This window comes from Aquibacillus kalidii, assembly GCF_014280935.1.
Lineage (GTDB): Bacteria > Bacillota > Bacilli > Bacillales > Amphibacillaceae > Aquibacillus_D > Aquibacillus_D kalidii.
In genome coordinates this window covers 82,877-107,273 of the sequence record NZ_JACLZI010000035.1, presented here as the reverse complement: position 1 = coordinate 107,273, position 24,397 = coordinate 82,877, and the positions used below count along the sequence as shown (strand labels likewise).

At 36.0% G+C, this 24,397-nt stretch carries 21 protein-coding genes; 20 read left to right on the top strand and 1 reads right to left on the bottom strand.

From position 1 onward, the window contains the following. The first annotated feature begins 114 nt into the window (after positions 1-114). The 13 genes from H7K77_RS07520 to H7K77_RS07460 all read left to right on the top strand — a co-directional run bounded on the left by H7K77_RS07520 (position 115) and on the right by H7K77_RS07460 (position 15,795). Entirely contained in the window at positions 115-1,281 is a 1,167-nt protein-coding gene (locus H7K77_RS07520; RefSeq protein WP_186577142.1) for an AGE family epimerase/isomerase, read from the top strand. Further along, entirely contained in the window at positions 1,281-2,462 is a 1,182-nt protein-coding gene (locus H7K77_RS07515; RefSeq protein WP_186577115.1) for a glycoside hydrolase family 130 protein, read from the top strand. The genes H7K77_RS07520 and H7K77_RS07515 overlap by 1 nt, the downstream gene beginning before the upstream one ends. A gap of 144 nt (positions 2,463-2,606) precedes the next feature. Further along, positions 2,607-3,635, top strand: a complete 1,029-nt coding sequence (locus H7K77_RS07510; RefSeq protein ID WP_186577114.1) for a LacI family DNA-binding transcriptional regulator — start codon at positions 2,607-2,609, stop codon at positions 3,633-3,635. Positions 3,636-3,833: 198 nt separating this feature from the next. Continuing rightward, positions 3,834-4,424 (top strand): DUF624 domain-containing protein, encoded by a 591-nt coding sequence (locus H7K77_RS07505; RefSeq protein WP_186577113.1) that lies wholly within the window; start codon positions 3,834-3,836, stop codon positions 4,422-4,424. A gap of 299 nt (positions 4,425-4,723) precedes the next feature. Beyond that, a complete protein-coding gene (locus H7K77_RS07500; RefSeq protein ID WP_186577112.1) occupies positions 4,724-6,076 on the top strand; it encodes an ABC transporter substrate-binding protein in 1,353 nt (450 codons plus the stop codon). A 139-nt stretch (positions 6,077-6,215) separates the two neighbouring features. Continuing rightward, a complete protein-coding gene (locus H7K77_RS07495; RefSeq protein WP_186577141.1) occupies positions 6,216-7,094 on the top strand; it encodes a carbohydrate ABC transporter permease in 879 nt (292 codons plus the stop codon). 1 nt (position 7,095) lies between these two features. Further along, complete coding sequence (locus H7K77_RS07490) at positions 7,096-7,929, top strand: carbohydrate ABC transporter permease (protein ID WP_186577111.1); 834 nt, start codon at positions 7,096-7,098, stop codon at positions 7,927-7,929. Positions 7,930-7,993: 64 nt separating this feature from the next. Then, the gene (locus tag H7K77_RS07485; RefSeq protein ID WP_186577110.1) at positions 7,994-9,034 is read left to right on the top strand and encodes a glycoside hydrolase family 130 protein; all 1,041 of its coding nucleotides are present in this window, start codon (positions 7,994-7,996) and stop codon (positions 9,032-9,034) included. Between the two features lie 104 nt (positions 9,035-9,138). Further along, complete coding sequence (locus tag H7K77_RS07480; RefSeq protein WP_186577109.1) at positions 9,139-10,068, top strand: glycoside hydrolase family 113; 930 nt, start codon at positions 9,139-9,141, stop codon at positions 10,066-10,068. 421 nt (positions 10,069-10,489) lie between these two features. Continuing rightward, a complete protein-coding gene (locus H7K77_RS07475) occupies positions 10,490-12,988 on the top strand; it encodes a beta-mannosidase (protein WP_235988863.1) in 2,499 nt (832 codons plus the stop codon). A 117-nt stretch (positions 12,989-13,105) separates the two neighbouring features. Continuing rightward, positions 13,106-14,161: a LacI family DNA-binding transcriptional regulator gene (locus H7K77_RS07470; RefSeq protein WP_186577107.1), complete on the top strand. Its 1,056-nt coding sequence runs from the start codon at positions 13,106-13,108 to the stop codon at positions 14,159-14,161. 12 nt (positions 14,162-14,173) lie between these two features. Next, a complete protein-coding gene (locus tag H7K77_RS07465; protein WP_186577106.1) occupies positions 14,174-15,151 on the top strand; it encodes a glycoside hydrolase family 113 in 978 nt (325 codons plus the stop codon). A gap of 23 nt (positions 15,152-15,174) precedes the next feature. Then, the gene (locus H7K77_RS07460) at positions 15,175-15,795 is read left to right on the top strand and encodes an SGNH/GDSL hydrolase family protein (RefSeq protein ID WP_186577105.1); all 621 of its coding nucleotides are present in this window, start codon (positions 15,175-15,177) and stop codon (positions 15,793-15,795) included. 108 nt (positions 15,796-15,903) lie between these two features. Here the strand turns inward: H7K77_RS07460 and H7K77_RS07455 are convergent, their stop codons facing one another. Further along, on the bottom strand, positions 15,904-16,194 hold the full coding sequence (locus tag H7K77_RS07455) for a hypothetical protein (RefSeq protein ID WP_186577104.1): 291 nt from the start codon (positions 16,192-16,194) through the stop codon (positions 15,904-15,906). 254 nt (positions 16,195-16,448) lie between these two features. Between H7K77_RS07455 and H7K77_RS07450 the strand changes: the two genes are divergently transcribed. The 7 genes from H7K77_RS07450 to H7K77_RS07420 all read left to right on the top strand — a co-directional run bounded on the left by H7K77_RS07450 (position 16,449) and on the right by H7K77_RS07420 (position 24,354). Further along, positions 16,449-17,441: an aldo/keto reductase gene (locus tag H7K77_RS07450; RefSeq protein WP_407926422.1), complete on the top strand. Its 993-nt coding sequence runs from the start codon at positions 16,449-16,451 to the stop codon at positions 17,439-17,441. A gap of 27 nt (positions 17,442-17,468) precedes the next feature. Then, positions 17,469-18,431, top strand: a complete 963-nt coding sequence (locus H7K77_RS07445; RefSeq protein WP_186577103.1) for an acetylxylan esterase — start codon at positions 17,469-17,471, stop codon at positions 18,429-18,431. Between the two features lie 17 nt (positions 18,432-18,448). After that, positions 18,449-19,792 (top strand): GH1 family beta-glucosidase, encoded by a 1,344-nt coding sequence (locus tag H7K77_RS07440; RefSeq protein WP_186577102.1) that lies wholly within the window; start codon positions 18,449-18,451, stop codon positions 19,790-19,792. Between the two features lie 303 nt (positions 19,793-20,095). Then, on the top strand, positions 20,096-21,391 hold the full coding sequence (locus H7K77_RS07435; RefSeq protein ID WP_186577101.1) for an ABC transporter substrate-binding protein: 1,296 nt from the start codon (positions 20,096-20,098) through the stop codon (positions 21,389-21,391). A gap of 71 nt (positions 21,392-21,462) precedes the next feature. Next, positions 21,463-22,419 (top strand): carbohydrate ABC transporter permease, encoded by a 957-nt coding sequence (locus tag H7K77_RS07430; protein ID WP_186577100.1) that lies wholly within the window; start codon positions 21,463-21,465, stop codon positions 22,417-22,419. Next, positions 22,419-23,261, top strand: coding sequence for a carbohydrate ABC transporter permease (locus H7K77_RS07425; RefSeq protein WP_186577099.1), 843 nt, complete (start codon positions 22,419-22,421; stop codon positions 23,259-23,261). The genes H7K77_RS07430 and H7K77_RS07425 overlap by 1 nt, the downstream gene beginning before the upstream one ends. Before the next feature lie 79 nt (positions 23,262-23,340). Next, positions 23,341-24,354, top strand: a complete 1,014-nt coding sequence (locus H7K77_RS07420) for a LacI family DNA-binding transcriptional regulator (RefSeq protein WP_186577098.1) — start codon at positions 23,341-23,343, stop codon at positions 24,352-24,354. The last annotated feature ends 43 nt before the right edge of the window (positions 24,355-24,397 follow it).

Genomic DNA, 24,397 nt, shown 5'->3' with positions numbered 1-24,397 from the left:
TAAGTTATCAATAAGTGATTGACAAAATAACGTAACCTAAGTAATATTAACTTATTAAGTTATCGATAAACCAACAGTATATCGTATCTTTAGGAGGTATTTGTAAGCGTGAACATGCTAAGGGATGAAATAGCGAAACATTTAGAAGAACACATTTTACCTTTTTGGATGAAATTAAAAGATGATGAAAATGGCGGTTACTATGGTCAAGTTGATTATAATTTAACGTTAGACAAAAAGGCTGATAAAGGTGGTATTGCTACAGCGAGGTTTTTATGGACATTTTCTGCTGCTTATCGAGTAACCGGAAAACAAGAGTATCTTAAACAAGCAGATCATCTTTACAAATTTTTAATTGAAAAAGTATATGATCATCAATTTAAAGGACTTTATTGGTTATTAGACTATCAAGGTAACCCAAAGGATACTCGTAAACACGTTTATACACAATCTTTCGGTATTTATGCACTAAGTGAGTATTACCGTGCTAGTAAAAATGAGGATGCACTTCAGTTAGCTAATGAATTATTCGAGCTTATAGAGGATAAAGGCTTTGATAGTGAGCGCAATGCTTATAAAGAGGAATTTGATCGTCTATGGAATGAGACATCAAATGAAATGCTTAGTGAAAATGGTGTTATCGCTGAAATTACAATGAATACGCATATTCATGTATTGGAAGCATACACAAACCTTTATAAAGCGAATCCAACGGACACAATAAGACTAAAGCTGGAAAATTTGATGAAAGTTCATTATGAAAAAATCTATAACAAGGATACAAAATTCCTAGGTGTATTTTTTGATAAGCATTGGAATAGTTTAATAGACCTTAAATCGTTTGGCCATGATATAGAGGCTAGTTGGTTGATGGATGAAACAATTAAGGCGCTAGATCTTAATGTTCCAGACTATGATCAAATGGTTACAAATATTGCCTACAATATTGCAGATTATGCTACTCAAATGGATGGTTCTTTAATCAACGAACAAGAGGGGGACCATATCGACTATACGAGAGTATGGTGGGTCCAAGCGGAAGCGATGGTTGGTTATTTGAACGCTTATGAAAGAACGAGTGATAAGAGGTTCTTAGAATTAATTAATAATCAGTGGGAATATATTAAAAAGTTTGTTGTTGATCACCGCGTGGGTGGCGAATGGTATTGGTCTGTCGATAATGATGGTACCCCCGCAGAACGTAATATAAGTGAGCCGTGGAAAGTATCTTACCACAATAGTAGATTTTGCTTAGAATTTATGGAGAGGATGACAAAATAATGATACATGAAAAATATTATAAACTAGTTGAAAAACAAGAAGAGTTACTTACGAGGAAGAATGAAGTTAATGAGGATTTCTATAATGGAGTTTATGATCGCTATCTATATCCGGTAATTACACGTCATCATGTGCCAGTTCATTGGAGGTTTGATATAGACAGAGAAACAAATCCTTACTTTATGGAACGATTAGGGGTTAATGCAGCTTTTAATGCTGGTGCCATATATCATGAAGGTAAATATTATTTAGTAGTCCGTACGGAGGGTTTAGATCGTAAATCTATTTTCACATTAGCAGTAAGCGACAATGGAATAGACAATTTCCGTTTTATTGATACCCCACTTACTTGGGAGGATATCGATAAGGGAGAAATCAATATATATGATATGCGCTTGGTAAAGCATGAAGATGGTTGGATTTACGGGATTTATTGCTCTGAAAGTAAGGACCCTGAAGCTTTAGAGTTTGATACATCTAGCGCGATCGCGCAAGCGGGTTTGGTGCGCACGAAGGATTTGAAGACTTGGGAACGCCTACCAAATATTCAAACGCCATCTCCACAGCAACGTAATGTTGTATTGCATCCAGAATTTGTTGATGGAAAATATGCGTTTTATACTCGTCCACAAGATGGTTTTATTTCAACTGGTTCAGGTGGAGGTATTGCGTTCGGCTTAACGGAAGATATAATGAATCCAGTTATTGAACACGAGCAAATAATCCATGAAAAAAAATATCATACTATTTACGAAGTGAAAAATGGTCAAGGACCAGCACCAATTAAGACAGATAAAGGATGGATTCACATTGCGCACGGTGTTCGTAACACTGCAGCTGGTTTAAGGTATGTCCTTTATACATTCGCAACTAGTTTGGAAGAACCGACTAAGATTATTGCGTTACCAGGTGGACATTTTATTGCTCCTTATGATAATGAGCGAATTGGAGATGTATCAAACGTAATTTTCTGTAATGGTGCAGTTGTAAATGAAGATAATCAAGTGTTTGTCTACTACGCTTCTAGTGATACACGCATGCATGTGGCAACTACTACGATTGATAAATTGATGGATTATACATTCAACACGCCAGAAGATCGTTATCGCTCCCTCGAAAATGCACAACAGCGTAAAGAGTTAGTTGAAAAGAATGAAAAACTGCTAAACGATAACAAATAATGAACATTTTTAACGCAACTTTATAATTAAGTAATATATAAAGTAATAAATAGAGTAATTTTTATCAAAAAATGTTATGATAGCAATAAATAGTCAAATGTATTTTACTGTTTTTATATTGAAGACTGTAGGGGGTGAGTTAGGTTGAAGACAAATGTTACGATGCGGGATATTGCTGAAAAGCTAGATGTAAGCAGTGTGACTGTATCGAAAGCCCTGAACGATAAAGATGGCGTAAGTGAAGAATTGAAAGTAAAGATAAAAGAATTAGCTGAGAAAATGGGTTACCGATACAATACAATGGCAAAATCGATGAAGGACGGACGTTCTTATAACGTGTGTGTTATAATTCCTGAAAGGTTTACAGGTGTATCGCAATCCTTTTATTTAAAAGTATATCAATTTATCGCTCGTGTATTAGAGGAAAGTAATTATTATGGAATTATTCATATTTTACCTTCTGAAGACGAAGAGAACTTGAATCTTCCAAGGATTTACCATGAAAGAAGAGTCGATGGTTTTATTATGTTAGGTCAAACGAACAAAGAGTATATAGACCTTATGAAAAGTATAAACATGCCGCTAGTATTTTTAGATTTTTATGATGAAAATGGGGATGTAGATGCTGTTATTACCGATAACTTCTATGGTGCGTATGAAATTACTAATTATTTGATTCAGTCTGGCCATAAGGAAATCGGGTATGTAGGGAATTTATTTACAACGAGTAGTATTCAAGATAGATTTTTAGGGTACTATAAATCTTTACTGGAACACAAAATAAACCTAAACCAGGATTATGTAATAAAGGATCGTGATGAGCGAGGTGTCTATATTGACTTGGAACTTCCTGATAAACTCCCCACTGCCTTTGTATGTAACTGCGATCAAATTGCGCACTTACTCATTACAAAATTAAATAGCTGTGGTTACAAAGTTCCAGAAGATGTTTCGGTAGTTGGGTTTGATAATGATATTTATGCAACGTTAACAGCACCTCATCTTACTACTGTAGAGGTAGATATAGAAGAAATGGCTAAAAATGCGGTGAAATTTATTTGTGAGAAAATGGATGACAATTCAGCAACCTTTGGCAGAGTTTCTGTAAAAGGTAAAATCATATATAGAGATTCTGTGAAATCATTATCTGGACTTGTGGAACAAGGTAATTAGTAAATTACCTTGTTTTCTTTTTATAAGATAAGAAAGCTAAAAAGCTGTCTAGCTCCGGATTCCTATCCCCTCGAGGTATTAAAACACATATCTTTGTGACAATGTGTAAAGATACTTGACATAAGTTTGTTTGGTGAACGAGGGTTGTTTTTACAAAAGTTACTGTTACTCTGTAATATAAAATGAGGAAGGGATATCGTGAATAAAAAAATCTATACTTTTTTTCAAGTGGTGTACAAGTTTATTGTAGTCAGCTTTTACTTTTGGATATCTTTAATCAAAGGTCTAATTATATACAGCATTATACCTTCAATAGCTGCTCTATATTTAACTATAGATTCAATTCTAAAAGGTAAAAAAGAGGATGCAGATCTTAAGGTTACTTTTAATGAGTACAATGATACTTATAATCAATATAAATTATCTTCTTTTATATTTTCGTTGGTCATGATTATGAGTATAGCTTCCTTACTTTTATTACTTAAGGTAGAGAATAGGCTGGCTGTAATTGGAATAATAGTTGCAGTTTATATTTTATTTATGACGTTTGTTACGTTAAGTTACACGGTAAATTATTTAGTTTACAGAAATCTCTCTATTAAACATTCGTTTGCTTTTGCATTTGTTTCTGTTTTGAAGTTTCCTGTTCAAACGTTATTAGTAACTTCTTTATTTATTATTTTATTAGCAGCAGCTTATCTTAATATAGTGTTCTTTGTGGCATTCGGACCAATTATTTACTCATTTGGTATCAGAATCGCTATTAAAAAATTAATAGAAACAGATTAAAAAGAGGTGTGATTAATGAAATCACACCTCTTTTTATAAGTCTTTCTAGATATTATTACTATAATTACAGGAGATGGTGTTAAACGGTAAAGGTGTAGAACAATTATCGTTAACCTTGATCGCGTAGTTTTAATTGTGAAATCACTTAATGTAACCACTACATAGTTACATGTAGAGTTAACTTAATATTAATTCACAAAAAATAGCAAAAAACTATTGACTAGTAACCGTTTTCATTATATTATTAGGTTGTTAATAACTTTAACGTTAACTTAACGAAAAGAGAGGGGTCAAAAGAAATGAGTAAAAAACTTTTGATGTTAATTGCAAGCGTTTTAACAATACTTATGATTTTCACTGGTTGTTCGTCTGATGAAGGCGGAGAAAGTGGCGGAGACAAAGGTGGAGATAGTAAACCTGTAGCTGAAACTTGGAAAGATAAAGATCCTTCAGAAATAGAAGGAGATCTTACAGTAATTACTCACCGTACTGATATCGTTGATTCGGTATATCAAGATTACAAGGCGAAGTTTCAAGAGAAATATCCAAATGTAAATGTTGAGTTTGAAGCTCTTACTGATTACGGTGGTGAAATTATGCCTCGTATGAATACAGAAGATTATGGTGATGTTCAATATCTTCCGGTACAAGTTCCGATTGAAGATATTCCTAACTTCTTCGAGCCGATGGGTTCGTTAGATGATATGTCTGAAAAATACCTTGGTGTAGAGGAAAGAGCAGTTGATGGAACTGTTTATGGTATTCCAATTGCTGTAACATACACTGGTATCATTTATAACAAAGCGGTATTTGAGGAAGCTGGAGTAACAGATATTCCTGAAACACCAGAAGATTTTATCGCAGCTTTACAAAAAGTGAAAGATAATACGGATGCTATTCCAATGTACACTAACTATGCAGCGGGTTGGCCGCTAACTCAGTGGGAAGGTGCTGTAACAACAACTGCTGGTAGTGTTGATTACTACAATGTTGATATGTTAGACGACCCGACTCCGTTTGATGAGGGAGATCCACATTACGAGCACTATAAATTAATGTATGATGTTGCTGAAAAAGGGTTAATCGAAAAAGATCCATTAACTACTGATTGGGAAAAATCAAAAGTTATGATGAACAATGGTGAAATCGCAACAATGGTTTTAGGATCATGGGCTCTTGAACAAATTCAAGGTGCAGGCGAAAATGCTGATGACATTGCTATTATGCCATTCCCAACTAATGCTGAAAAAACTATTTTCTCATTGGGTGCTGACTTAAATATTTCTATTAACAAACATAGTGAAAATAAAGAAGCTGCATTTGCGTGGGTTGATTGGTTTATTAATGAATCTGGTTACTCAGTAGAACAAGCGGGTGGAATTAGTGCCGCTAAAGACGTTCCACTTCCAGAAGCTTTAGCAGCTGGGGAAGAAAAAGGATGGGAATTCTCCATGTTAACGCCATCCCCAGAAGACAAAAAGGGATTATTGGATGAAATTGATAAAGAATCTGAAGTTGGTTTATGGTTAGAACCAAATAAAAAGATCCTTATCGAAGCTGCAATTGGTAATAGAGACATGAGTTATGATGATGTAATGAACAGCTGGAATGAAGATTGGAAAGCTGCTTATGAAAAAGTCACTGCTGAATAAATAGATATTGAGTGAATAGTGATAAGGACAAAGGAGAGTGCGGTCTTTGCGCTTTCCTTTCCTGTTCTTACCAAAAAGCTAGGGGGTGCAATTTATGTTTAAGTTTTCGAATATGTCCTTTCGTAACAAGAGGAAATTTATGTTTAGGTTCCCAGATATATCCTATCGCAACCAGAGGAAAATTATTATTGCTGCTTTTTTAATTGTTCCAATGGCACTATTAATTACTTTTTCCTTTTTGCCAGTAGCTAATATGATTTGGTATAGTTTCACCGATTGGAATGGATTTAGTGAGAAAGAATTCATATGGATAGAAAATTATAGGACGGTATTTACGGATCCGGAATATTTCCGTGTATTTACAGTTAGTTTGTATTATTTTGTAGGTACATTTGTTCAAATGGCAATTGCCTTATATTTTGCGACTATTTTGAGCTTTAAAGTTAGACTTAAGAATTTCTTTAAAGGGGTATTATTCTTCCCTTACTTATTAAATGGTGTTGCGATTGGTTTTATGTTCTTATTTTTCTTTAGACCGGATGGTGCCTTAGATACGGTACTATCGGCAATTGGTCTAGGTAACTTTACTCAATTGTGGTTGGGAAACCCTGATCTAATAAACATATCTTTAGCGGGAACATCTGTATGGAGATATATGGGTTTTAACTTTATCATTTTCTTGGGTGCGATATCTTCTATCCCAGGTGATGTATATGAAGCTTCGGAAATTGATGGTGCTAATAGATGGCATCAGTTCAGATATATAATATTACCAAGTATTAAAATAATAGTTTCATTAAACTTAATTCTAGCAATAAGCGGTGCTTTAAGTGCCTTTGAAATTCCGTACATTATGACTGGTGGTGCGAATGGCAGTATGACTTTCGTAATCCAAACAGTCGATACAGCATTCAAGTATGGAAAAATTGGTCTAGGTTCAGCGATGGCTGTAATCTTATTGATCATTGTAGTGATTGTGACAGTCATTCAGAAAAAGTTCTTTGGAGAGGATGATTAATATGGGGCAATTAAATCGATCTTTAGGTAATGTCTTCAAATATGCATCCTTAATATTAGGTGCCTGTGTTGCTATATTACCGATTTTAGTAGTATTCTTTGCAGCATTCAAAACAGGTACAGAATATTCCAATACTGGTCCTCTAACACCTCCTAGCGACTGGACAAACATTGCTAATTTTAAACGTGCTTTTAGTGAAGGTAATATGTTAATGGGGTTTAAAAATACGGTTATTATTCTTGTGATTTCAATCATTGGAACAACCTTAGTAGGTTCAATGGTGGCTTTCGTATTAAATCGATTTAAATTCAGAGGTAGTAAGTTAATTCTAGGTGCCTTCTTATTAGCTACATTGATTCCAGGTGTAACTACTCAAGTAGCTACATTTCAAATTGTAAATAATCTAGGATTGTTTAATACGATGTGGGCAGCAGTTGTGCTTTACTTAGGAACAGACATTATTGCTGTATATATTTTCCTTCAATTTATGGAATCTATTTCTGTCTCGCTAGATGAATCAGCGATGTTAGATGGTGCTTCTTATTTTAGAATTTATCGTTCAATAGTTTTACCATTATTAAAACCTGCGATAGTAACGGTAATTATTGTAAAAGGTGTTAATGTGTATAACGATTTCTATACCCCGTTCCTATACATGCCAAAATCTGATTTGCATGTAATATCAACAGCCTTATTTAAATTTAAAGGGCCTTACGGATCTGAATGGGAAATTATTTGTGCAGGGATTATGATTGCGATTATCCCGACTTTAATTGCGTTTCTCGCATTACAAAAATACATTTACAATGGCTTTGCAGCAGGTTCAGTAAAATAAAATTTAATGGACATCCCTATTCTATAAAAAAACTAAGACTAACAAGTGAGTTGTATTTAACATAATGAGAGGGGTTTTAGTAGTGGCGAATGTAAAAATAGTTGGAAATGCTTTGCCTAATATTCCTTGGCAAGATAGACGAGTAGAAAGTGAACTACCAGTCTGGAGACATTCTGAAAATCCAGTAATTGATCGTAATCCAGCAAAAGGTGTGGCTAGAATATTTAATAGTGCAGTTGCACCATATGGTGATAAGTTTGTTGGTGTATTCCGTGCTGAAACAATAAATGGACGCCCGCATTTAAGAATGGGTTGGAGCGAAGATGCGCTTAATTGGGATATAAACGACAATCCGATAGACTTCATAGATGAAGATGGTAAGGAATATAACCCTTTATATGCGTATGATCCTAGACTAGTGAAAGTTGAAGGTGAATACTATATTATCTGGTGTACAGATTTTTATGGTGCATCAATCGGTGTTGCGAAAACAGTTGATTTTAAAACGTTTGTACGTTTAGAGAATCCGTTCTTACCGTTCAATCGTAATGGTGTATTATTCCCACGTAAAATTAACGGCAACTTTGTTATGTTGTCGCGTCCAAGTGACAGTGGTCATACACCATTTGGTGATATTTTCTTAAGTGAAAGTCCTGACTTCGTGCATTGGGGTAAGCATCGTCATGTAATGAGCAAGGGTGGTGACGGTTGGTGGCAAAATGTAAAGATTGGTGGTGGACCAGCTCCGATTGAAACGTCTGAAGGTTGGTTAATGTTCTATCACGGTGTAACTGGTACGTGTAACGGTTTTGTGTATTCCATGGGTGCGGCAATTTTAGACCTTGATGATCCATCTAAAGTGAAGTACAGAGCAAAGAATTTTGTGCTGACTCCTGAAAAGTGGTATGAAGAAAGAGGTTTTGTGCCAAATGTTATTTTCCCTTGTGCAACATTACAGGATGCAGATACGGGAAGAATTGCGATTTACTATGGTGCTGCTGACACTTATGTTGGTATTGCATACACGACAATTGATGAAATAGTTTCGTACGTGAAGGAAAACCATGAAGATGTAGCGGATGATAAAGAAAACGGAAAACTATAAAAAATAAAGGTAAACCTAACGAGGTTTACCTTTTATTTTCGGAAACTAAGAGAACTAGAGTTGTACTACAGGATGGTAGGATGCAACAGAGAAGGGGCGAGATTATGGAGTATATTAAGGGGTTTACATTCGGTTGGGGAGCGAAAAAAGGGGATTTTAAAAAGCCGGAAGCAAAGGAATCGCTCAAGTTAATGAAGGAACGGACGGCGAGTAACTATGTGATAATAGCTCTAGCTGCACATCAGAAAACGGCATTTTCGACTGAGATCGATTATAAGGGAGACCATATGGTAAGTGATGAAGAACTAATAGATATGGTTCGATATGCTAGATCTCTTGATCTGAAAGTGATGATCAAGCCTACTGTTAATCCAAAAGATGGGATTTGGAGAGCGCATATAAATTTCTTTGATATTGATGTTCCATGTGAACCTAAGTGGTCTGATTGGTTCAAGAGTTACACGGATTACCAACTTCATTATGCAGAGATTGCTGAAGAATTAAATTGTGAGATGTTTATTGTTGGGTGTGAAATGGTTCAAACAGAGCGAAAAGATAAAGAGTGGCGTGCTTTAGTTGAAGAGGTGCGTAAAGTCTATCATGGTTTAATTACGTATAATACCGATAAATATCAAGAAGGAAATGTGAAATGGTGGGATGCAGTAGATGTTATTTCTTCGAGTGGATATTATCCACTTGGTGATTGGGAAAATCAGCTTGACCGTATTGAAGAGATTATTAAACCTTTTCAAAAGCCATTTTTCTTTGCGGAAGCAGGGTGCCCTAGCCGTAATGGCTCAGCTGATGTTCCTAATGATTGGTCTCTTGAGGGTGACATTAATCTAAAGGAACAAGAGGAATTTTACAAAGATATGTTTGCGGCGACGTGTAAAAGAGATTGGGTGAAAGGGTTTGGATTATGGGATTGGAAGGCTATTTTGTATCAGGAAAATAAAGCGAATCAAGATGATGATTATGCTGTTTTTGGGAAGCCTGCTGAAAAAGTAATCAAAGATTTTTATAGTTCTATTTAATCCAAGGTTCTTTTCGCATACTTTCGTGCTTACGAACAGCGCAGTTGAGAGAAAGTTACCAGTAACTATATTCAATTCTTTACACTTTAATTAGTTGAGTGCAAATGCGATGCGACGTTGGGAAGGCTTCTTACGTTACGAAATCAGAGAGCTTTAAGAATTCGCTTCGTTAGAACCTATTACTTATTGGTGAGTCTGTAGATGTTGCGACATAAAAAAATAGTGATAGTTATTAAATAATAAGGACGACACTTTATCTATATAAGGTGTCGTTTTATTATCATTTTTATAATAACCACTAACAAAATAACATTTTTAAAAAAATGAATAAACATTGTTTATCTTCTGTTTAAAAAACATGAGAATATTATTGAAAAGTTAGCGCTGTGTGATATAATTTAGCTAACAAAATTAAATAATAATGATAACAAAAATAACAAAGGGGTCAGGTGATGAAATGGAAAAGATTAATTTAAATGGATTGTGGAAAATGAAACCATCAACTGAATCAAAATGGATGGACGCAACAGTTCCTGGTTCAGTAATGCATGATTTGTTATCACTTGGACTGATTGAGGATCCTTTTTATCGTGATAATGAAGACCAAGCATATGATATAGCTTCTAAGGATTACATTTTCACTAGAAACTTTCATGTGGCAGATGAATTTCTAAAGGAAGGGAACGTTGTATTGCGGAGCGAAGGGATAGATACCATCTCGGAAATTATAATAAATGGTAATACAATTGCTAAAACAAATAACATGCATCGTACTTATGAGTTTGAAATTAAGCCTTATATTTTTAGTGGTGAAAATGAATTGGTTATTAAGCTTTACTCCCCAATACAATATATCAAAGAAAGACAAGTGCAAAATCCATTGATGGGGGTAGATCATGCTATAGAAGGGTATCCACATCTACGTAAATCTCACAGTATGTTTGGGTGGGATTGGGGTCCAAAGATACCTGACTTAGGTATTTGGAGGGATATTTCGATATTAGCTTGGAGTACTGGGAGAATTGATGATGTATATATTAATCAAGATCATAGCAACAACCAAGTGAAGATAGAAGTAAATGTTCAAGTACAAAAACGAAATCTTGAAAATGTGCAACTTCAGGTTAAGCTCACCAACCCACAGGGTGAAGTGCAAATAAATAATATACCTTCGACTTTTGGAAGTGAAACAATTACTTTTATAGTAGAAAACCCTGAGCTTTGGTGGCCAAGAGGATACGGTGCGCAATCTTTATATACAGTAGAAGTAAAAACGTTAAGTAATAAGGATAGTGTACTAGATGAAAAGATGTATCAAATTGGATTACGCACTATTGAGGTAAAACATGAACTTGATCAGTGGGGCAAGTCATTTGAGTTTATCGTGAATGGCCATGCGATCTTTATGATGGGTGCCAACTATATACCGGAAGATAATTTATTAGCAAGAGCATCAGAGTCTAGAACGGAGAAGTTAATCCAAGACTGTGTAGAAGCGAATTTTAATATGATTCGTGTCTGGGGTGGTGGACATTATCCAGATGACTACTTCTATGACCTTTGTGACCGCTATGGAGTAGTAGTGTGGCAGGACTTCATGTATGCGTGTAGTGTTTATGAACTAACAGAAGATTTTGAGGAGAATGTAAAGCAAGAAGCGATTGATAACATTAAGCGAATTAGGCACCACGCAAGTCTAGGAATCTGGTGTGGAAATAATGAAGTAGAAGAGGCGATGGAGTATTGGGGTTGGCCAAAGGATCCATCCGAAAGAAGAGATTATATTAAATTGTTCGAATTCATTTTACCTGATCTAGTAAAACAATTTGATCCAGAGACATTTTACTGGTCCTCTTCCCCATCATCAGGTGGTGGCTTTGGAGACCCGAGAAATCCTGATGTTGGTGATGTTCATTATTGGGAAGTTTGGCACGGTCAAAAGCCGTTCACGGATTATCGAAACTTTTATTTTAGATTTTGCTCTGAGTTTGGTTTTCAGTCATTCCCGTCATTAAAAACGGTTAAAACATTTACTGAACCAGAAGATCGCAATATTTTTTCAAGAGTAATGGAGAAACATCAGAAAAATGATGCAGCTAATGGAAAGATTCTATTTTACTTATCAGAGAACTTTTTGTATCCGAAAGATTTTGATTCCTTGCTTTATACATCGCAACTTCTACAGGCGGAAGCTATTAAATATGGGGTGGAGCACTGGCGTAGAAATAGAGGAAGGTGTATGGGTTCTCTTTATTGGCAATTGAATGATTGCTGGCCAGTAGCTTCTTGGTCAAGTATCGATTATTACGGACGTTGGAAGGCGTTGCACTATTTTACGAAAAAGTTCTATGACCCTATTCTACTTTCCGTTGCAGAAGAAGGGAAAACGGCAGATTTGTTCGTGACGAATGATACATTAGATGCGGTTAACTGTAGAGTGGAATGGGAACTGAGGAATCATTCTACGCAAATATTGCAGGAAGGGTATGTGGATATAAAGGTGGATGCTCTTTCCGCTAAGAGCTGTCAAAAGCTTGATTTCAAAGAAGTTTTAACAGATAAAAACATATTGAATACGTATTTAGAATGTACATTAATAATAGAAGATGAAACCTATAGTTCCTCAACAGTTTTGTTTACGAAGCCAAAGCATTTTGACTTTCTTAATCCAAATCTTAAAACAGATGTTAGTGAGGTAGAAGATGCATTTATTGTTTCAGTTGAAACAGAAGCATTTACGAAATATATTGAATTAGAATTAGAAGAAGCAGATGCTAAATTTGAAGATAATTATTTTGATTTATCAGCGGGAAATAGTAGAAAAATTAAAGTGGATAAAGCTAGTCTTAGTATGGAACTAACCCGAGAAGCCTTTGAGCAACAATTAAAGGTGCGCAGTGTATATCACATAACTAATTAAACATGGGTACCATGATGGAATTCTACTTTCCGCCTGGTCATTCCGTAACAGAGCGTCCCATATTAGATGCAAACTACAGTATAATAGAAACAAAAAAGAGCTGTTGGAGTTGGTATTATGGCAAAGAAAGTAACAATGCAGCAAATTGCGGATTATTTAGGTGTATCAAAATATGTAGTATCTAAAGCACTTTCTGGGAAAGAAGGTGTCAATGAGTCGACCCGTAGTAAAGTGATTGATACAGCATCTCAATTAGGTTATTTCGCTCAAAAGAATAGTAAGGTTAGCAGTATAAAATTATCAAATGCATCTAAAACCAATAGACTAAAGGAAGAAGGGAATGTCCTTGTTCTTATGCCTAATATTAGGTATCAGACGATGGAATCCTCCTATTGGGGTGGGATTGTTGATGGTATTTCCTCTGGTCTGGAAAAGCTAGGTTATGGAGCAGTAGTAGTAACGGAGACGAATGTAAAGGTACTCTCCAATATATTAAATCCTACCGGGTTTCTAGGTGTCATTAGTGTCGGGGTTGTTTCATCCAATCTTTTATTAGAAGTTCAGAAGATGAACACGCCAATTGTAATGGTAGATTATGAAGATCTCCTGTTACCTTGTGACACGCTATTTAATAACAACTTTGATGGCAGTATGAATTTAGTTAACTATTTAATGGGAATTGGACATACAAAAATCCAGTATGTTGGAGATATACATTATTCAAGAAGTTTTTATGATCGATGGCTTGGACTAAAGAGTGTACTAGAAATGAAAGGGATACTGAACGAGTTAGATACCGAACTAATGAATTTAGACATATTTAAAGTGGAAGAACAATTTTATCAATGGTTAAGTAAGAATAGGGGACAGGATACTTTTCCAACTGCATTTGTTTGTGCTAATGACAATATAGCTGCTCGGGTAGTATCAGTACTAACAAATGCTGGTGTCCGTATTCCAGAAGATGTATCTGTTGCTGGATTTGATAATAAAGAATTTACGTATAAGCAAAGTCCAACTATAACAACCATAAACGTTGCTAAGGAGGACATGGGTAAGCGCGCAGTAGAAATGTTAATGAGGAGAATTGAAGAAAAAGATGCGCCGTTTGAAAAAGTGATGTTAGCAGGAGAAATTATGCTACGTGAATCAACTTCAGGTGTTATATCTTAAGGAGGTTTCTACATGAAGGAAATATTTATAAAAGGGATGACTTATGGGTGGAATACAACTAGAGGTGCCTACCGCACGAATGAAGCGGTTGAATCACTAGAAAAACTAAAGGCGACTGGTAGTGAATGGATTGCGCTTTCTTTCTACGCGCTTCAAGATAGTTTCCATTCTACAGAAATATCTTTTGATTATGGTCAAACAATGACGGATAGAGATATTGAGTTTGCTGTACGAAAAGCGAAGGAATTGGGATTAAAAGTATGCTTGAAACCAGTTGTTAATTGTAGAGATGGGATCTGGAGGGCGAGAATTGGGTTCCCAGAGGATGCGGTAGATCATTGGGAAAAATGGTTCTCATCATACTCAGATTTCCTACTTCATTATGCAGAACTTGCAGAAGAACTAGGTTGTGAAATGTTCTGTATAGGTTGTGAGATGATTAATACTGAGAGCCAAACAGCGAGATGGGAAAAGGTAATCAAAGAGGTGCGCTCAAAATACAAAGGCCTAATTATTTATAATGCGAACCATGGAAAAGAAGAAGGTGTAGCATGGTTTGATAAAGTGGATCTTATTGGAACTAGCGCTTATTATCCTGTTGCAGAAAAAGCAGGTGATAGTGAAGAAAATATGATCAAAAAGTGGGAAGAAGTTAAAGTGAAAATGAAAAAGCTACATGAAAAATTTAATAAACCAATTGTTTTCATGGAAATTGGTTGTAGAAGTGCAGCTGGTTGCGCCACTATGCCATGGGACTTTGAGCATACCGATTTACCTTTTGATGAAGAGGAACAAGCTAATTTTTATAGCTCGGTTATGAAAGTGTTTTGGGATGAGCCGTGGTTTGCAGGCTTCTTTTGGTGGGATTGGAAAACAAAGCTTTACCCACTGGAGGACGCCAAAAAAGATAAAGACTTTGATATATACGGTAAAAAAGCGGAAGAAATCGTCAAACATTGGTATAGTAATGAACCGGTATTAGCGAAATAGATAAACCATTTGGAGGTTTAAAAATGGAACTTGGAAATCGTATTGTTTTTATAGGAGATAGTATTACAGAATGGGGAAGAGACGGAAAGTCAGATCAGATTGGTACTGGCTACGTTATGTTAATTCACGACTATCTACGGGTCACCTATCCTGCAACCAGATTTGACATGTTTAATAGGGGAGTAGGTGGTGATCGTATTACAAACTTAGCTGAAAGATGGACGGAGGATGTATTCGATCTTAAGCCAGATGTTGTCTCTGTATCAATTGGAATTAATGACGTTTGGAGACAGTTGGATAATCCAGATCTAGAACAGGTAACCGTTGGAAAATTTGAAGCGATATACCGCGATTTATTAACCCAAGTTAAAGAGAAAACGGATGCAAAAATGATTATTATGGAACCTACTATTATTGAAGAGGACGTTAAAGCAAAAGGGAACGTACTTCTTAAACAATATGTAGATGTTGTTCATAAGATGGTAGATGAATTTGGTGCAGTATTAGTACCTACACATACTGCGTTTGTAGACTATTTAAAAGTTGGTAGTGACTTCTCATTAACAATCGATGGTGTTCATATGAATACGACAGGTAATATGTTAATGGCTAAAACATGGATTGAAGCAGTAGAAAAAGCTTGAGCAAGTGGGGCGACGATTAATAAAATCGTTGCTCTATTTTTATTAAGTTCTATTATGAAACAACCATCACAAAACTCATTTGAAAACAGTTCTAAAGTTGAAATACTATTACTGTATGATAGTGAAAAAATAACCGACTAAAACCGAAAATAGGAATATATATTCTGAACTCACTTCTTGATTTTTACTTCCCAATAGTCTTCTAAAAATCAGCAGAAGTATTACTGACAGTACATAAATGATTGCCATGAAAAAAAGCAGTATTTTTATATCTTCGACGTATGGACCATCTAGGTTAATTAGCTGATCTGCTAGAAGCGGAGCAAGAGTAGTTAGTATTATAGAAGTAAGAAAAAGAGCTATGTCATTTCTCCATAGTTCCTTAAATTTATCTCTCATCCTCCATCCCATAGATAAAAATAAATATATAAAATTCTTAAGAATGATGCTTTAATTGTACCATATATTCCCATTTATGAAATATTCACCTTTTTTATTTAAGTATGTAGAATATATTCGAATTTGAAACTTAGTATTATAGATATTTATTAATATACTTAAAAAATTAGTGATACAAAATTATTTTTAAAGTTAACGATTAAGTAATAATATGGTATAATGAAAACGGTATCTTTTATAGGAGGTTTTATCTTGTGAATTATCAACCGAAATTAAATAGATATGATGATATGGAGTACAGAAAGTGTGGGAATAGTGGTTTGAAAGTGCCTGCGATTTCACTTGGGTTGTACCGGAATTTTGGGGAAGTGGAAAGCTATCAAACTGCCAAAAAAATGGTACAAACGGCCTTTGATTTGGGGATTACTCATTTTGATTTGGCTAATAACTATGGTGAACCTTCAGGCAGCGCAGAAGAAACATTCGGGAAAATTCTTCATAAGGAACTGAGTGGATATCGAGATGAGGTGCTCATTTCTACAAAGGCAGGTTACGATATGTGGCCTGGTCCGTATGGCGATTTTGGTTCCAGAAAGTATATGCTTGCAAGTTTGGACCAGAGTTTAACTAGACTTGGACTAGATTACATCGATATTTATTATTCTCACCGATACGATCCGGAAACGCCGATTGAGGAGACAGTAGGAGCATTAGATACTGTTGTTAAGCAAGGGAAAGCACTATATGTGGGTGTTTCTAATTATCCGTCTGATGTTACACAACAAGCAGCAAAACTATTTCGTGAACTAAAAACACCATTTATTGTCCATCAACCCCAGTACTCGATGTTCCTAAGAGGAGCTGAGGGGGATTTGTTTCCTGTTTTAGAAGAGGAAGGATTAGGGGCAATCGTATATCAACCACTATATCAAGGTTTGTTAACAACAAAGTATCAAAATGGGATCCCTAGTGATTCACGAGTAGCGAAGAAAGTAGATTCCATTTCAGAGGACCAGGTTACAAAAGAAAGTTTGGAACAGGTAAAGCGATTAAAAGTAGTAGCGGATCAGCGTAATCAATCTGTTGCTCAACTAGCGCTTTCATGGGTATTGCGGAATAGAACAGTAGCTTCTGCTTTAATTGGTGCTAGTAGACCCGAACAAGTGGAGGAAAATGTAAAGGCTTTAGCTAATTTAGATTTTTCGGATGAAGAGCTAGCTAATATTGATGAAATACTTACAAAGTAACATTCTATTGTTGAAAGGGTGTAGAAAATGCACATAGATATGCCTATTGAAGAATTAGAGAAATACATGGGAAAAAGCCCGAGACCTGATGACTTCGATGAATATTGGGCATCTGCTTTACGGGTATTAGATGGACAATCATTAGATTATGAGCTTGTTCCCGCTAATTTTAAAACTAGTTTTGCAGATTGTTATCATCTTTATTTTACTGGAGTAGGTAGTGCTAGAGTACATTGTAAATTTGCAAAACCGAAGCAAGGAAAAGCAACAGGGCAAGGTCTAGCAATCTTTCACGGATATTCTGTGGATTCTGGTGATTGGCTGGACAAGGTGGCGTATGCAGCAGAAGGAGTAATGGTTCTAGCATTAGATTGTAGAGGGCAAGGTGGATTATCAGAAGATAACTTATCGGTTAAAGGTCCTACTCTTCGGGGTCATATTATCAGAGGAATCGATGATCCGAATCCACACAATCTTTACTACAGACAAGTGTTTTTGGATACTGTTCAAACAGTTCGTATTCTTATGTCTATGGAAGAAGTAGATCAAAACCGGATTGGTGTATATGGTCAATCTCAAGGTGGTGCTTTAGCAACTGCTTGTGCTGCATTAGAACCTAGAGTGAAAGAGTTATTTGCTGTTCATCCGTTTTTATCAGATTATAAGCGAATGTGGGAAATGGATATTCAAAATTCAGCATATGAAGAGATAGCATACTATTTTAGGTGCTTTGATCCAACGCATGCTCGAAATGATGAAGTGTTTAATCGTTTAGGTTATATTGATATTCAAAATCTAGCGAATCGAATTAAGGCAAATGTTTCGTGGGTTACAGGACTACGAGATAACATTTGCTTACCATCTAGTCAGTATGCTGCTTACAATAAGATAACTGCTGAAAAGACGATGTTACTATATCATGAATTTGGACACGAATTTTTACCGGAACATGGAGATATTGCTTATCAAAGATTTATTAATAACTTGTAAGACATGGAGGGTTTATAATGGCTATTATACAGTTTCCGAAAGATATGAAATGGGGTACGGCAACAGCATCTTATCAAATCGAAGGAGCAACAAATGAAGGTGGACGGGGAGGTTCTATTTGGGATACATTTTCTAAAACTCCTGGAAAGGTACTAAATGGAGATAATGGTGATGTAGCTTGTGACAGCTACCATCGTTATGAAGAAGATGTTCAACTTATGAAAGAACTTGGAATAGATGTGTACAGATTTTCAGTTGCGTGGCCTCGTATTTTCCCTAATGGTACAGGAGAAGTGAACCAAGAGGGGTTAGATTATTATCATCGTTTGGTTGATGAGTTACTTGAGGCAGGCATTGAACCGATGTGTACACTATATCACTGGGATCTACCGCAAGCCTTGCAGGATAAAGGGGGCTGGAACAACAGAGAAACAATTGATGCATTCGTTAATTACTCGGAAACGATGTTCAAGGAATTCTCTGGGAAAATTAAATATTGGATTACATTAAATGAGCCTTGGTGTATAGCATTTTTGTCTAACTATATCGGGTTGCATGCGCCTGGTAATCAAAATTTGCAGTTGGCTACGCAGATTTCTCACCATCTATTAGTTGCACATGGTAAAACGGTGCAAAAGTTTAGAGAGTTAGGGATTAATGGGGAAATTGGTTATGCGCCAAATACTACTTGGTTACATCCTTATAGTAATAAACTAGAGGATATCGATGCTTGTCGTCGAGAAGTAGGTTGGTATATAGAATGGTTTATGGATCCAGTGTTTAAAGGGGAGTACCCAGACTTTATGGTAGAGTGGTTCAAGAAAAAGGGCGTTGAACTGGTCATTGAAGATGGTGATATGGAAACTATTAATCAACCGATTGATTTTCTTGGAATTAATTATTATACAGGACATGTTGCGCGCTATAAAGAAAATGAAGGATTACTTGACTGGGAACTGGTTGAATTCGGCTATCAACGGACAGATATAGGTTGGCCTATCTATCCTGAAGGTTTTTATAATGTGCTAACACATATTACTGACCGCTATGGTGATGTTCCTATATATATAACAGAAAATGGATCTTGTTATAATGATGAACCAGTTGATGGTCGTGTTCGTGATAACGGTCGTATTGACTATTTACAACAACACCTTACTGCATTAAGTAGGGCGATTGAATCAGGTGTAAATGTGAAAGGATACTTAACTTGGTCTTTATTGGATAACTTTGAATGGGCTGAGGGCTATAGTAAGCGTTTTGGTATCGTTCATGTAAACTATCGTACACTTGAGCGTACAAAGAAGGATAGCTATTATTGGTTTAAGCAAGCCATTAGTAATAAGTGGTTCGAACTATAAACTATAGTTGTAAAAGAGTTGTCGCTTAAAGACAACTCTTTTTAGTCGTTGAAAGTTAGAGGAAAAGTACGAAACAATCTAACAATAACGAAACAATAGAAACCGATTTCTAAATTTGTGGGTAATTTAACCACTAAAGGGTTGATTTTTGCATTAAGTTATGTTTATAATCTAATTGTTAACGTTTTCTTAATCGATATTAGTTTAAATTTAGAAACCGATTTCCGGTTTGGGGGTGTCTAGTAGTAATAGTTTCTTAAGGTATCTTTTTTCTTTTATTATATTTATTTTAGGAGGATTTACATGAAAAACATAAAAAGCATTTTTGGTTCTTTATTAATCTTAATTCTTGCTTTTACTTTAGTTGCTTGTAGTGACGATAAAAACGAAGATGGCTCATCAGATGGTGGTGGGGATAAAGATGTGACGCTGACATTCTGGACATTTGGCGCCACAGGTTATGAAGAGTTAATTAAGGAATATGAGAAAGAAAATCCAAATGTAAAAATTAAATTTAAAACTTCTGAGAATGCGGAGCACCATGATGCGTTATTCACTGCTTTATCTGCGGGAAGTGGTGCACCAGATATCGCAATGTTAGAAATTGATCAACTAGACCGTTTTAAAGCGGCACAAGATAGATTTGCGAATCTATATGATTTAGGCGCAGAAGAAATTCAAGGGGACTATTTAGAATGGAAATGGAATGGTGGAGAAAATGCAGAGGGTGATTTCCTGTTTGGTCTTCCAACTGATATAGGCCCTAAAGCTTTATACTACCGTACAGATGTGTTTGAAGCAGCAGGACTTCCAACAGAGCCAGCAGAAGTGGAAGCATTAATCAACTCTCCTGAAGCATTTAAAGAAGCTGGTTTACAAGTGAAAGACAAAACAGGAAAGCCTTTCGTGGATAGTATGGAAATGGCTTATCGCGCTTACCTAGACGCTGCACCTGAGCTATATTTAAATACAGATGGTGAGTTTATTGCAGATCAAGACGGTAGTGCAGTGAAGAAAGCGTATGATTTTGCGGTTGAATTAAATGAAGCTGGTTTAGTGGGTGACTTCACAATGTGGACACCAGAGTGGGCAAACGCAGTTAACAATGGGGACTTTGCAGTTGAGTTAGGTGCTGGTTGGTTAAAAGGATGGATGGAAGGAAACGCTCCTGATGCATCCGGTAAATTTAAAGTGGCAACATTGCCAACTGAATTCTCCGCTAACTGGGGTGGGTCTTACTTAGCTGTTCCATCCGAAACAGAAAATGCAGAAGCAGCATATGAGTTTATCAAGTGGCTAACTAATGCAGATAACCAATTAAAATCATTCCAAAGCAATGGGTTATTCCCTTCTGCACCTGCAGTTTATGAAATGGAAGGGTTTACTTCTAACGAAGATGAGTTCTTCGGTGGGCAAGTAACATCTGTTGTATTTGCCGAGGCAGCAAAAGATATTACGGAATTACCTTATAAAGGTGAGAAATACGTACCGGTTAACAATGAATTTTTAACAGCTTTAGAAAATGTGAAAAACGGTGGCGATCCTGAAGAAGAGTGGAATGGTGCTGTAGAGCGTGCGAAGGAATTAGTAAGTAGATAAAAGTAAGAGTTTGAGGATGGTGTTCATTTGAGCACCATCTTCCATATAGAACTTGGAAACGGGGAGAGAAAATGCCTTCTACTAAAGTGAATCTTAATAAGGAGAAGAATGTCCCTAATAAAAGGTACTTTTCAGAAGAAAAAAAGGACATGATCTCTGGTTATATGTATATTGCACCATTCTTTATTATTTTTGCTCTAGTTGGTTTATACCCGACCATTTATAGTATATTTTTAGCATTCCAGGATTGGAATGGATTAAGTCCAATGGAATTTGTAGGATTGGAAAATTTCCGAGTAGTGTTAATGGATGATCTATTTTGGAAATCGGTTTATAATACGATTGTTATCGGTTTGATGGGGACAGCTCCACAATTGGTGATTGGTATTATTTTAGCCTTTCTATTAAATCTTGGCTTTCTAAAATTCAAGCAATTTTTCAGGGTAACGATATTTATGCCTTATATTACTTCAATGGTTGCCGTAGCACTTATATTTAGTGTTCTTTTTAGTAATCATGAGTCATCTATGGCCAATTACGTATTAGGGTTGTTTGGTTTCGATCCTGTCGATTGGGCTACATCGGAGTGGGGAACTAAAATTGCTATTTCTATTATGGTCTTTTGGAGATGGGTAGGGTATAACACGATTATCTATCTAGCAGGGATTCAAAGTATTTCTAATGATTTATATGAAGCAGCTACGATTGATGGTGCTAACAAATTTCAACAGCTACTTTATATCACGATGCCTTTGTTGAAGCCGTTCATTTTATTGACCGTGTTCTTTTCAACAGTGGGTGCATTACAGTTATTTGCAGAACCGACCGTATTCTTAGGTTCTAGTGCCTTTACTAGAGATGAAGCGATGACAGTAGTTATGTACTTATATCGTGATGCCTTTAGATTACAGTCATTTGGTACGGCATCTGCAACAGCTGTTATTCTGTTGTTTATTATCATCATTGCTGCTGCGGTAAATTTACTACTAACAAATAGGTTGGGTAGAAAGAAAAGGAGTGCAAAGTAATGAGCCAAAGAGTAAAAAAGAAAAAACCGTCGTTAAGTAGGGTATTAATTTATAGCTTTTTAACTCTTGCGTCGCTTTTGTCCTTATTCCCTTTCTACTGGATGTTTGTAATGGCTACTCGACCTAGTGCAGCTTATAACTCTATTCCCCCAACGATTACTCCGGGTGGAATGTTAGTAGAAAATTTCAAAAAGGTATTGGAGCAAATTAACTTTTTCCAATCGATGTGGAATACAGTAATTGTCTGTGCGACAGTAACGATCGTAGTATTGCTAATAAGCTCACTTGCTGGTTTTGCTTTTGCGAAATTTAAGTTTCCAGCTAAAAATGCACTATTCGTTGCTATTTTATTAACAATGGTCATTCCACCCCAGCTTGGTTTAATTCCGCAGTATTATTTAATTTCAAAAGCTGGACTATTAGATACACTTTCAGGGGTAATGGTGTTATTTTTTCTTAATCCGTTAGGGATCTTTTTGATGAGACAATATATAAGTGAATCAGTACCCGATGAATTAATTGAAGCTGCCAAACTAGACGGTTGTTCCAATTTTAAAATTTATAGAAGTATTGTTTTACCAATAGTTCTACCAGCATTTGCTACGTTGGGGATTATTGTCTTCACGGCTGTATGGGGAGAATTCCTATGGCAGTTTACTGTGTTAAGAGATCCTGAGGTTTACACCATTCAAGTTGCTTTAGCATCACTAAATAATACATTCAAAGTAGACTTTGGGATGTTGCTATCTGGTGTATTCTGGGCTACAGTTCCACTAGTCATTATTTTCTTATTCTTCAATAAACTTTTTATCTCCAGTATCACAGATGGTGCTGTAAAGTAAATTTACTTTGATTTTTGTTAGGAAATTTAGTAACCTACATTTAGGAAACCAATTTCTTAAATGATCGAAGGAGATAAAAATGAACCTTACAATAAAAGATATAGCTAAGATGGCAGGCGTGACACCAGGGACTGTATCTAAAATTATAAATAACTATAGTGGCATTAGTGAGAAAACGAAGAAAAAGGTATTGACTATTATTGAGGAAACAGGATACCAGCCGACTTTTTCTGCTAAGGCACTAGCTACAAAGAAATCTAAACTAATCGGTTTAATATATGCAGGTAAAATTAATGTTGATTTTACACACCCATTCTTTAATGAGGTTGTAACTGCTTTTAAGAAAGCGGTTGGGATTTTGGGGTATGATATTCTAATGTTCTCAAACGAGAGCTTTAATCAGGATAATGGAAGCTATTTAGCAAGGTGTCGTCATTTTAATATTGATGGCTGCGTGATTATAGCTGGTGATCAGGTTGAAGAGGCTATCTATGAATTAGCTAAGCATGATATACCTTGTGTAGGGATCGATATCGAGTTGCAAGGAAATAGGGCTAGTTACGTCATGACAGATAATAAAAACCTAGCTGCTAAAGTAGTTCAGCAACTATATTTATATGGTGAAAGAAATATTGGTTACATTGGTGGTGGAACAGATTCAGTCGTTTCTCGAAATCGAAAAATTGGATTTGAGGATACGATGAAACAGTTGGGTATCCCGATTAATAAAGCTTGGATTCATGAAGGTGACTTTTATGAGACTAGTGGTTATGAGTCGATGAATAAAATGTTTGATTCGGGTTCCTATCCTCAAGCGATTTTCGCTGCGTCCGATATGATGGCTTTCGGTGCAATAAGAGCCATTAAGGACAAAGGATTACGAGTTCCAGAAGATATAAGGGTTATCGGATGTGATGACATTGATGCCTGTCGATTTAGCTATCCAACGTTAACTACTGTGAAACAGCATAAAGATAGACTTGGTAAATTAGCAGCACATATGCTAGTAGACCTAATTAATGAAGAAAGACAGATAAAACCTATATTTATTGATTCCGAGTTAGTTGTTAGAGAATCGTGTGGGGGGATGTAACTGGTTGAGAAATCCTGCCTAGTCCCCTTTTATATAGGCAATA